Source organism: Streptomyces sp. 150FB (assembly GCF_000818195.1).
Lineage (GTDB): Bacteria > Actinomycetota > Actinomycetes > Streptomycetales > Streptomycetaceae > Streptomyces.
The window spans coordinates 399,420-410,534 of sequence record NZ_JTHL01000001.1 but is presented as its reverse complement, the minus strand read 5'-3'; the positions used below and the strand labels follow the sequence as shown (position 1 = coordinate 410,534).

Below are 11,115 nucleotides of genomic sequence, written 5' to 3'. Positions count from 1 at the left end.
CGCGGAGCGGCGGCAATCCGGTCATCCCGCTGATCGCCGACCTGCGGGACGCCGTCCCCGCCGACGCCGCGCCGTACGTCCACGGGGGCGCCACCAGCCAGGACATCATGGACACCGCCACCATGCTGGTGGCCGCCCGCTGCCTGCCGCTGATCCTGGCGGACCTGCACAGGACGGCGGCGACACTCCGGGACCTCGCGGCCGAGCACCGCGACACGCCGATGGTCGCGCGCACCCTGACGCAACACGCCGTCCCGACGACCTTCGGACTGAAGGCCGCGGGCTGGCGCGGCCTCGTCCTGGACGCCGCCGACCGGCTGGCCGCCCTGCGGCTCCCCGCCCAACTCGGCGGCGCCGCGGGCACCCTGGCAGCCTTCGAGACACGGGCGGGGAAGCCGGGCAGCGGCCCGGGGCTGACGGGCGAGTTCGCCAGGACACTGGGCCTGGCCGAACCCGCGCTGCCCTGGCACACCCTGCGTACGCCCGTCGCCGACCTCGGGACGGCACTCGCCTTCACGACGGGAGCCCTCGGCAAGCTCGCCGCCGACGTCCTGGTGCTCTCCCGCACCGAGATCGGCGAACTCGCCGAGGGCGGCGGCGGCCCCTCGTCGGCGATGCCGCACAAACGCAATCCGGTACGCGCCACCCTCATCGCCGGTGCGGCCCGCCAGGCCCCAGCGCTCGCGGCCGTACTGCTCGGCTCGCTCGCCGCCGAGGACGAACGTCCCGCAGGCGCCTGGCACGCGGAGTGGGGACCGCTGCGTGAACTGCTCAGGCTGGCAGGAGGAGCGGCCCGTGCCGCCGCCGAACTGGCGGACGGACTGGCCGTGTTGCCGGATCAGATGCTTCACCACCTGCGTCTCACCGGGGGGTTGGTCGTCACCGAGCGGCTGGCCGCCGAGTTCGGCGCGCTCCCGGACCCTTCGGCGGCGAGAGCCTCACTGACGCGGGCGATCCGGCGGTGCGCCGAGGACGGCACCGGTCTGTACGAGGCGCTCCGCGCCGAACCGGCCCTCGTGGGAGCGTTGTCGGACGAGCGGCTGCGCGAACTCACCGACCCCAGCGGCTACACGGGCTCGGCCGGCGCCCTGACGGACCGCGCCCTGACTCGTGAACCGAACAGCACAACGGCCAACAACACGACGACAAGCAGTACGACAAGCAGCACAACAGGAACGACGAGAGGGACGGGCCGTCCATGAGCAGGCTCCCGCACCACAGCGCCGAAGGCCCGCCGGACGCCCCCGCGCTGATCCTCGGCCCCTCCCTGGGCACCTCGCTCGCCGTCTGGGACGCCCAGGTCCCCGCCCTCGCCCGGCGCCACCGGGTGATCCGCTGGGACCTGCCGGGCCACGGCGGCTCGCCCTCGGCGCTGCTGGACCACGCGAGCACCGGCCGGAGCGTGACGGTCGGCGACCTCGCCGAGCTGGTGCTGAATCTCGCCGACAGCCTCGGCGTCGAACGCTTCGGTTACGCGGGCATTTCGCTGGGCGGCGCCGTCGGCGCCCGGCTCGTCGTGGACCACCCCGAGCGCGTCACCTCACTCGCCCTGGTCTGCACCTCCGCGCACTTCGGCGATCCGGAGGGCTGGCGGGCGCGCGCGGCGACCGTACGCGCGCACGGCATGGAGCAGCTCGCGGCGACCGCCCGGCAGCGCTGGTTCACCGGCGGCTTCACCGGGGGCGGGGACCTGGTCGCCGACCACCGCGCCGCCGACCCGGCCGGCTACGCCGCCTGCTGCGACGCGCTGGCCGCCTTCGACCTCCGGCCCGAACTGCACCGCGTCGCCGTACCCACCTTGGTCGTCGCCGGGAGCGAGGACGTGGCCACCCCACTCGCGCACGCGCGCGAACTCGCCGAGGGCATCCCCGGCGCCTCCCTCACCGAGATCCCCGGCGCCGCGCACCTCGCGCCCGTCGAGGCGCCAGAACCCGTACAGGCCGTGCTTCTCCGCCAGTTCGACACAGGGAACGAATACGACGAGGGGAACCGCTGATGCACACCACCGTCGGCATCATCGGCGCCGGCCCCTCCGGACTGCTGCTGGCCCGCCTGCTCCAGGGAGCGGGCATCGACAGCGTGGTCCTGGAGAGCCGGGACCGCGCGTACGTGGAACAGCGCCAGCGCGCCGGCATCCTCGAACAGGCCACCGTCGACGTGCTGCGCTCCGCCGGGGCCGGCGACCGGCTGGACCGCGAGGGCATGCCGCACCACGGCATCGACCTGCGCTTCGACCGCCGCAGCCACCGCGTCGACTTCCCCGCACTCACCGGCGGGCGCGGGGTGACGGTCTACGCCCAGACCGAGGTGGTCAAGGACCTCGTCGCGCTCCGGCTGGCCGACGGCGAACCGCTGCTGTTCGAGGCAGAGGCCCTCGCTGTCGAGGGCGCCGACACCGACCGCCCAGCCGTCCGCTACCTCCACGAAGGCCGTGAGCAGACGCTGACCTGCGACTACGTGATCGGCTGCGACGGCTTCCACGGTGTGGCCGCGACCGCTGTCCCCGAAGGCCTCCGGCGCGGCTTCGAGCGTACGTACCCCTACTCCTGGCTGGGCATCCTCGCCGAAGCCCCTCCGGCGTACGACGAACTGATCTACGCGCACTCCGAGCGCGGCTTCGCCCTGGCCAGCATGCGCTCGCCCACCGTCAGCCGCCTCTACCTCCAGGTACCGAACGGCTCCGACCCCGCCGACTGGCCCGACGATCGAATATGGGACGAGCTCGACAGCCGCTTCGCGACCCGCGCCGACCCCGGATGGAAGCTGAACCGGGGCCCGGTGACCTCCAAGTCCGTCCTGCCGATGCGCAGCCATGTCACCGAGCCGATGCGCCACGGCCGGCTGTTCCTGGCGGGCGACGCCGCACACATCGTGCCGCCCACCGGCGCCAAGGGCCTCAACCTCGCTGTCGCCGACGTCGTCGTACTCGCCCACGCGCTGCGCCGGATGAAGGAGACGGGCTCCGCCGAGCTGCTCGACGCGTACTCCGACACCTGCCTGCGCAGGGTCTGGCGCGCCGAGCACTTCTCGTACCTCATGACCACGACCCTGCACACCGACCCGGACCAGAGCCCGTTCGACACCCGCCTGCAGCTCTCCTATCTGGAGCGGGTCGCCACGTCGCCGCACGCCGCCGCCGAACTCGCCGAGAACTACGTCGGACTGCCGATCGACCTCGCCTGAGCGGGGCGCCCTGAGGTGGCCGTGCGCGCCGTACTCCGGACGGCCCTTCCCGGTGGCCCGGCACCGGGACCTGCTGTGTATTGGGGATGCGACCGGCGATCGGGCGGGTCGTGTGCTGCCCCAAGAGGCGGCCGGACCGAGGGAGCTCCATGAACAACAGAACCAGGACCGCCACAGCGGCGTTCGCCGCCGCACTGTTCGCAGCGGCGGTCACCGGATGTTCCGGCAGCGGCGGGAGGTCGGCCTCGGACGAGGCGTCCGCGCGCGTGGACACGGCGACCGCTCCGGCGAGTGCCAGCGCGGCCGCGGACACGGTGGTGGCGAAGCCGTCAGGCCCGCCCAACACGATCATCTCGAAGTCGGGATCGCTGGGCACGATCCTGCTCGACGCCAAGGGCCGGACCCTGTACGTGTTCGACAAGGACACGTCGAGCAAGTCGATGTGCACCGGCGCCTGCGCGACACAGTGGCCGCCCTCGATCGTCACCGCCAAGCCGAAGGCGGGCAAGGGCGTCAAGAGCGACATGCTGTCCACGTCGACCCGCTCGGACAACAAGAAGCAGGTCACCTACAACGGCCACCCCCTGTATACGTTCGCGGGCGACCAGAAGCCGGGTGACACCAGCGGCCAGGGCGTCAACGCGTTCGGTGCCAAGTGGTACGTCATCGGCACCAACGGCAAGCAGATCACCAAGTCGGCCTCCTCCCAGGGCGGCGGCGGGGGCGGCTACTGATCCCCACCGGCCTACGCCACCGGGGCCGAGCACGCGCGGCAGAACCGAACGGGGCCGGTCCGGCGCCCGAGAACATCGGAGAGACCATGCTGTTCCCGTTTCGCGCCCGCCGGGCACGGTTCGCCGTCCTCCTCACGGCGGCGTGCCTGACCGCTGTCGTCGGCTGTTCCGACGGAAACGGAAACGGCTCCTCCAGCTCCTCCACGCCGTCCGGCGCCGGGACCCCGTCGGGGTCGGCGCCGGCGGCGTCGCCGTCCTCGGACTCGAAGACGAAGATCACCATCAACAACTTCATGTTCATGCCGGCGAAGCTCACCGTGAAGGCGGGTGCCAAAGTCACCGTGACCAACTCGGACACCACCGCGCACACCGTCACGGCCGACACGAAGTCGGACTTCGACACCGGCACCATCGCCGCCGGAAAGACGGTCACCTTCACAGCGCCGTCCAAGCCGGGCGCATACGCCTACGCCTGCACCATTCACCCGTTCATGAAGGCCACGCTCGTGGTCCGTTGACGGGACTTCGGCCAACCCCTCCACGCGACGCGCGACGTTCAGTACAGTGAACATCGACTGTACGTTATAGCGAACGAGGCTGGGGGTGCTGTCGGTGTCAGCGACGTCCGGCGACGGATCGATCAGGGGCACGCTGGCTGCCAATCTCAAGAGTGCCAGAGCCCGCAGAGGGGTGTCTCTCTCGGAGACCGCCCGGCTGTCAGGCCTCAGCAAGGCGACGCTGTCGCAGTTGGAGGCCGGCACGGGAAACCCGACCATCGAAACCGTCTTCAGTCTCTCCAGGGCGCTCGGGGAACCCATATCGGGACTTCTGGAGCAGCCGTCCGGCGACGGCCTGACGGTGGTACGCGGCGCCGACGTAGAGGTCCTCAGGGGTGAGGGAGTCGACCTCCGCGCGCTGCACAGAATCGAGAACAGCGGCCTGATCTGCGAGATCTACGACCAGCGGGTCCGGTCGGGGGGCCGGCAGGAGTCCCTGGGACACGCCGGTACGGAGCACACGGTCGTCCAGAGCGGGCGCCTCGACGTGTCCGTCAACGGCCGGCGTGTGACCCTCGGACCCGGGGACTACATCGCCTTCGACGCGAAGAGCCCGCACTCCTACGCGGCCCCCGAGGGGCCCGTCAGCTCGGTCCTGCTGCTGCGTTACCGGGCGGACACCCAGGCGCCACCGCTCGCGCCGCACTGACGAGATGAGCGCGAGCTGAAGTCCAGGACTATTTCAGGAGAATTTCCGGCCCGCGTGAGCATTGACACCCCTTCGGCGTGGCCATAACCTCTCGGTGTTCGCTCTATGGAACATCAAGAGTTCGATTTCATGGGACACAACGCGAGTGGCGGGATGCCACCGGGTGATGGCGGAGAGCACCGTCAACCCGCCGCTCGCCGACCGGGGTTGAACCGGCCCACGCGACGGTTCCGTATTCCTGACGCGGCGTCGGGTCAGGTCTCCTGGCGCACCTTCCGCCTGAACCACATCGAGGACTCATGCGTCCACGCATACTCACCGCGGGGGCATCCGCGGTAGCGGTGCTGCTACTCGCCTCCTGCTCCACCCCGGGATCCGGCTCCACCTCGGAGGCGTCCCCCAACACCCTGATCGTCTCGACGCCCACCGAGCCGGACAGCCTGGACCCGACGCTCGCCAACACCTTCGCGGCGAGACTCGTCTTCACCAGCTTCTGCGAGAAGCTCTACGACGTCGACAGCAAGCTGCACGTCGTACCGCAGCTCGCCGCGGCGATGCCCACCGTGTCGAAGGACGGGAAGTCGATGGACATCCCGCTGCGCGAGGGCCTGAAGTTCAACGACGGCACACCGCTCGACGCCGCCGCCGTCAAGACGACACTCGACCGCGACCGGACGATGAAGGCATCGGCCCGCGTCAACGAGATCGCCGCGATCTCGCGCGTCGAGGTGAAGAACCCGACGACGGTGCACCTCGTACTGAAACACCCCTCGGCGCCGCTGGTCTCCCAACTCGCCGACCGCTCCGGGCTGATCATGTCGCCGGCCGCGCTGCGCAAGCTCGGCGACAACTTCGGCACGGCGCCGGTCTGCGTGGGCCCGTTCAAGTTCCAGAACCGGGTGTCCGGCAACGAGATCGACTTCGTCAAGTCCGCCGACTACTACGACGCCGACAAGGTGAAGCTCGACGGCATCCGCTACAAGTTCATCACCAACTCCAGTGTCGCGACGGCGAATCTGGAGTCCGGCGACGTCCAGGCGGCGGAGCACCTCGACGCCAGCGACGCCATCAAACTCAAGTCGGAGTCCGGCACCAAGGTCCTCCAGACCAACACCATCGCCTACCAGTCGATCTCCATCAACGTCCGGCCGGGCGCGGGAACGGCGCTGAGCAAATCGGCCGACCTCCGCAAGGCGTTCGAGATGAGCATCGACCGCGACATCCTCAACAAGGCCGTGTGGAACGGCCAGGAGGTGCCCGACTGCGGCCCGCTCCCGGTCCAGAGCCCGCTGCACACGCCCCTCACCTGCACCCCCTTCGACCCGGACGCCGCCCGCGCGCTGATCAAGAAGTCCGGGCTCAAGACCCCCGTCCCGGTCGAACTCATGGTGGCCACCGGCGCCGCGACCCAGCGCGAGGCGCAGGTCCTCCAGTCCATGGCCGAGGACGTGGGCTTCAAGGTCTCGGTCAAGCCGATCGACCTCGTCTCCGGCCTCGACCTCGCCAGGAAGGGGCAGTTCGACACCTTCCTGGAGGGATGGTCGGGACGCGTCGACCCCGACGGCGACACCAACGACATCATCACCACCGGCGGGTCCAACAACTTCTCCGGCTCGGTCGACCACACCGTCGACTCCCTGATCGCCCGCGCCGCCGCCACCAACGACAGTGCGCAGCGGGCCGCGTTGTACAGGCAGGCCGTACAACGCGTCGGCGAGAAGCGCCCGTTGCTGTACCTCTACCACAACCGCTGGTTCGTCGGTACGAGCGACAAGGTGCACGGTGTCGTGTATCCGCCCGACGGCATCCCCCGGTTCAAGACGGCCTACCTGTCCCACTGACCGACACCCATCCCAGGAAGATCCGCATGTCTCATGATTGAGTTCATACTCCGTCGTACGGGCACGGCCGTGGTCACCCTTTTCCTCGCCAGCATCGCGGTGTTCCTCGGGGTCAGGGCGCTGCCCGGGGACCCCGCCACCGTGCTCGCGGGGGAGAGCCCCACCCCGGAGGCGGTCGCGGCGATCCGCCAGCAGTTCGGTCTCGACAAACCCCTGCCGGTCCAGTACCTCTCGTACGTCGGCCAGGCACTGCAAGGCAACCTCGGCTCCTCCACCCAGGACAAGGCGCCCGTCACCCAGATCCTCGGGGAACGCCTGCCGGTGACCCTGGAGTTGACCTTCCTCGCGATCCTCGTCGGTGTGCTCGTCGGCGTAGTGGCCGGCATCGTCTCGGCGGTGCGCCGGGGCTCGGTCCTCGACTACGCGGCCAACGGCTTCGGCCTCTTCGGCCTGTCGGTGCCGCACTTCTGGCTGGGGCTCCTCGGCATCGTCGTCTTCTCGGTGCACTGGCACATCCTCCCGGCTTCCGGCTTCATCGGGCTCGCCGACGACCCCGTCGGCAACCTCGAACGCATGGTGATGCCCGTCCTTGTGCTCGGCACGGGACTCGCTGCCGTGGTCATGCGGCAGACTCGCTCGTCCCTGCTGAGCCAGCTCTCCGCCGACTACGTGCGCACCGCGCGCTCCAAGGGCCTCGGGCGTCCCCAGCAGATCGTCCACGCGCTGCGCAACAGCCTCACCACCGTCACCACCGTGGTCGGCCTCCAGCTCGCCGGGCTCATCAGCGGAGCGGTCATCGTCGAGCAGATCTTCGTCATCCCCGGCTTCGGGAAGCTCATCGTCGACGGCGTGTCCTCACGCAACTACCCGGTGATCCAGGGCGCCGTCATGGTCACCGTGGCCGGCTATGTGGTCGTCAACCTGCTGGTGGACATCGCCTACGCCTACCTCGACCCCCGCCTGCGCATGGCTGGAGCATCGATATGAACCACGTGGCCCTGGACGAAGGCCTGCCCCCGGCGGCGGCCGCCCCGCAGGAGAGCGCGGCGCCGCTGCCGCAGTGGCGGCGCAATGTGAGACGCCTGCTGCGGCGGAAGATGGCGGTGGCCGGCGCGGTGCTGGTCCTGTTGTTCCTCCTGGTGGCACTGATCGGCCCGCTGCTGACCGGCAGCCCCACCAGCCTCGGCCTCACCCACATCCTCGCCGGACCCTCGGGCTCCCACCTGCTCGGTACGGACGACCTCGGCCGTGACGTCGTGGCGCGGATCGCCGGCGGCGCCCGGGTCTCGCTGCTCGCCGGCGTGGTCTCCACCGCGCTCGCCATGGCCGTGGGCGTGCCGCTCGGTCTCGCCGCCGGCTTCTACCGGGGCTGGACCGACTCGGTGCTGATGCGGCTCACCGACGTGGTGCTGTCGTTCCCTTACCTGATCTTCGCCGTGGGCATGGCCGCCATCCTCGGCCCGTCCCTGCGCAACGTGATCATCGCGCTGGCCGTGGCGGAGATCCCCTCCGTGGTACGGATCGTGCGCGGCGAGACACTCGTACTGCGCGGCCAGGACTTCGTGGAGGCCGCCGTCGCCGACGGTACCCGCGACGCCTCGATCATGTGGCGGGCGATCCTGCCGAACATGACCAACACCCTGATCGTCAAGGCCACCGTGGCCATCCCCGCCGGCATCCTCGGCGAGGCGGCGCTCAGCTTCCTCGGGCTCGGTGTCCAGCCGCCGCAGTCGTCCTGGGGTGTCATGCTCACCAGCGCGCAGCAGTTCCTCGCCCAGGACCCGCTGCTCGCCCTCTTTCCCGGCATCGCCATCGCCCTCACCACTCTGGGCTTCAACCTCCTCGGTGACGGCCTGCGTGATGTGCTCGACCCCAGGGAGCTGCAATGAGTCTTCTCGAAGTGACGGACCTGCGGGTGGAGTACCGGACCGAGGACGGTCCCGTCCTCGCCACCAAGGACATCTCCTTCACCCTTGAACGCGGCGAGATCCTCGCCCTGGTCGGCGAGTCCGGCTGCGGGAAGACCGCCACGGCCATGGCGATCCCCCGCCTGCTCGACACCGGCACGGCCACCATCGGCGGCTCCGTCAAGCTCGACGGCGTCGAACTGACGGCCCTGTCCGAGAAGGGCATGCAGGACGTCAGGGGCAAGGACATCTCCGTCGTCTTCCAGGAGCCGATGACCTCGCTCAACCCGTCCTTCACCATCGGCCGGCAGATCGGCGAGGTCGTACGGCGCCACACCACCCTCTCCAGGCCCCAGGTGCGCGAGCGGGTCGTCGAACTGCTCGAACTCGTCGGCATCCCGGACGCCGCCCGGCGCGTCGGCGCGTACCCGCACGAACTCTCCGGCGGAATGCGCCAGCGTGTCATGATCGCGACCGCGGTCGCCTGCGACCCCAAGGTGCTCATCGCCGACGAGCCGACCACCGCGCTCGACGTCACCATCCAGGCCGGTGTGCTCGACGTCATCCGGGGACTGCGCGAGACACTCGGCACCGCCGTCATCCTCATCACCCACGACCTCGGTGTCGTCGCCGAGATCGCCGACCGGGTGGTGGTGATGTACTCGGGCCGCCATGTCGAGCAGTCGCCGACGGCAGCGATCTTCAATCAGCCCCAGCACCCTTACACCGTCGGCCTGTTGAACGCCCTGCCCGCCAGAGCGGTGATGCGGGGCGACCGGCGCCGGCTCACCGAGATCCCCGGGCTGGTGCCGTCACCGGCCTTCGATCCCGATGCCTGCCAGTTCGCCCCCCGGTGTTCGCGGGCGAGCACCGAGTGCGGCGCCGCGCGCCCGGCGCTGAAAGACGTCGACGACGGCCACCTGGTCGCCTGCTACCACCCGGGACCGGGAGACACAGCATGAACGACGACACCGCGGTCCTCGAAGTAGAAGGACTCGTCAAGCACTACCCGGGCCGGTCGACGGCCGGCCGCAGGAACGGCCCCGTACGCGCCGTGGACGGCGTCGACCTGCGCATCGGGCAGGGCGAAGTACTCGGCCTGGTGGGGGAGTCGGGCAGCGGCAAGTCCACCGTCGGCAGGTGCGTGTCCCGGCTCGTCGCTCCGACCGCCGGACGCATCCAGTTGCTCGGCGAGGACATCTCCACCATGAGCCGCCGCCAGATGCGGCCCCTGCGCAGGAACGTGCACGTCGTGTTCCAGGACGCCTACTCCTCGCTCAACCCGAGGGTGAAGATCGGCAACATCGTGGCGGGACCCCTGCGCCAGCACGGTCAGGGCGACACCCGCGAACGCCGGAAGACCGTCGCCGAGATGCTCGAACGGGTCGGCTTCCGGGAGCAGATGGCCGCCCGCTACCCGCACGAACTCTCCGGCGGACAGCGCCAGCGCGTCGCCCTCGCCCGGGCCCTGGTGATGGGCCCGAAGCTCGTCGTCGCCGACGAGCCCGTCTCGGCGCTGGACGTCTCCGTACAGGCGTCGATCCTCAACCTGCTGCTCGACCTCCAGGCCGACATGGGGTTCTCCTGCCTCTTCATCACCCATGACCTGTCAGTCGTGGAGTTCATCAGCGACCGGATCGCCGTGATGTACCTGGGCAAGATCGTCGAGACGGCGGCCCGGGAAGAACTCTTCGCCCACCCCCAGCACCCGTACACCCAGGCCCTGTTGTCGGCGGCGCCGGTGCCCGACCCGCGCGGCGGGGCCCGTGGGGCCGGCCGGGTCGTGCTCGGCGGGGACCTGCCGAGCCAGTCGAAGCTGATCCAGGGCTGCTCGTTCCACAGCCGCTGCCCCGTCGCCGTGGACCGCTGCCGGCGGGACACACCGGCGCTCACCGGGGTCACCGCCGCCGACCACCTCGTCTCCTGCCATCTCGTCACCCCCGAGGACGGCGGCCCCGACATCACCCGCGGAAGGAACGGCATTGTTCACCACACGTCCTGAACTCGTCGGCGACATCGGCATGGTCGCGAGCACCCACTGGCTGGCCTCGGCCACCGGAATGAGTGTGCTGGAGCGCGGCGGGAACGCGGCCGACGCCGCCGTCGCCGCAGGCTTCGTCCTCCAGGTCGTCGAACCGCACCTCAACGGCCCCGGCGGCGACGTGCCCATCCTGCTCTGGGCCCCCGGCGAGGAGAAGGTGTCCGTCGTCTGCGGCCAGGGCGTGTCACCGGCAGCCGCCACCG

Annotated in this window: 11 protein-coding genes and 1 pseudogene; all 12 read left to right on the top strand. The window is 70.3% G+C overall.

Going from position 1 to position 11,115, the window contains the following annotated elements; genetic code table 11:
* On the top strand, positions 1-1,202 hold a 1,202-nt coding region (locus QR77_RS01615), incomplete at its 5' end, for a lyase family protein (protein WP_236710489.1).
* A pseudogene (gene pcaD / locus QR77_RS01610) lies at positions 1,199-1,948 on the top strand (3-oxoadipate enol-lactonase); the annotation flags it as partial. The gene QR77_RS01615 and the pseudogene pcaD, both read left to right, overlap by 4 nt.
* Before the next feature lie 47 nt (positions 1,949-1,995).
* On the top strand, positions 1,996-3,183 hold the full coding sequence (locus tag QR77_RS01605) for a 4-hydroxybenzoate 3-monooxygenase (protein WP_040019316.1): 1,188 nt from the start codon (positions 1,996-1,998) through the stop codon (positions 3,181-3,183).
* 149 nt (positions 3,184-3,332) lie between these two features.
* Positions 3,333-3,917 (top strand): hypothetical protein, encoded by a 585-nt coding sequence (locus QR77_RS01600; protein ID WP_040019315.1) that lies wholly within the window; start codon positions 3,333-3,335, stop codon positions 3,915-3,917.
* An 86-nt stretch (positions 3,918-4,003) separates the two neighbouring features.
* Entirely contained in the window at positions 4,004-4,435 is a 432-nt protein-coding gene (locus QR77_RS43045; RefSeq protein WP_078876423.1) for a cupredoxin domain-containing protein, read from the top strand.
* Positions 4,436-4,529: 94 nt separating this feature from the next.
* Complete coding sequence (locus QR77_RS01590; RefSeq protein WP_052489513.1) at positions 4,530-5,123, top strand: helix-turn-helix domain-containing protein; 594 nt, start codon at positions 4,530-4,532, stop codon at positions 5,121-5,123.
* Between the two features lie 299 nt (positions 5,124-5,422).
* Positions 5,423-6,964: an ABC transporter substrate-binding protein gene (locus QR77_RS01585; RefSeq protein ID WP_040019314.1), complete on the top strand. Its 1,542-nt coding sequence runs from the start codon at positions 5,423-5,425 to the stop codon at positions 6,962-6,964.
* A gap of 33 nt (positions 6,965-6,997) precedes the next feature.
* Entirely contained in the window at positions 6,998-7,951 is a 954-nt protein-coding gene (locus tag QR77_RS01580; RefSeq protein WP_040019313.1) for an ABC transporter permease, read from the top strand.
* A complete protein-coding gene (locus QR77_RS01575; RefSeq protein ID WP_052488450.1) occupies positions 7,948-8,853 on the top strand; it encodes an ABC transporter permease in 906 nt (301 codons plus the stop codon). Before QR77_RS01580 ends, QR77_RS01575 begins: the two co-directional genes overlap by 4 nt.
* Positions 8,850-9,833: an ABC transporter ATP-binding protein gene (locus QR77_RS01570; RefSeq protein WP_040019312.1), complete on the top strand. Its 984-nt coding sequence runs from the start codon at positions 8,850-8,852 to the stop codon at positions 9,831-9,833. Before QR77_RS01575 ends, QR77_RS01570 begins: the two co-directional genes overlap by 4 nt.
* A complete protein-coding gene (locus tag QR77_RS01565; RefSeq protein WP_040019311.1) occupies positions 9,830-10,873 on the top strand; it encodes an ABC transporter ATP-binding protein in 1,044 nt (347 codons plus the stop codon). The genes QR77_RS01570 and QR77_RS01565 overlap by 4 nt, the downstream gene beginning before the upstream one ends.
* Positions 10,854-11,115: gamma-glutamyltransferase (locus QR77_RS01560; RefSeq protein ID WP_040019310.1), on the top strand; the 262-nt coding region annotated here is incomplete at its 3' end. The genes QR77_RS01565 and QR77_RS01560, both read left to right, overlap by 20 nt.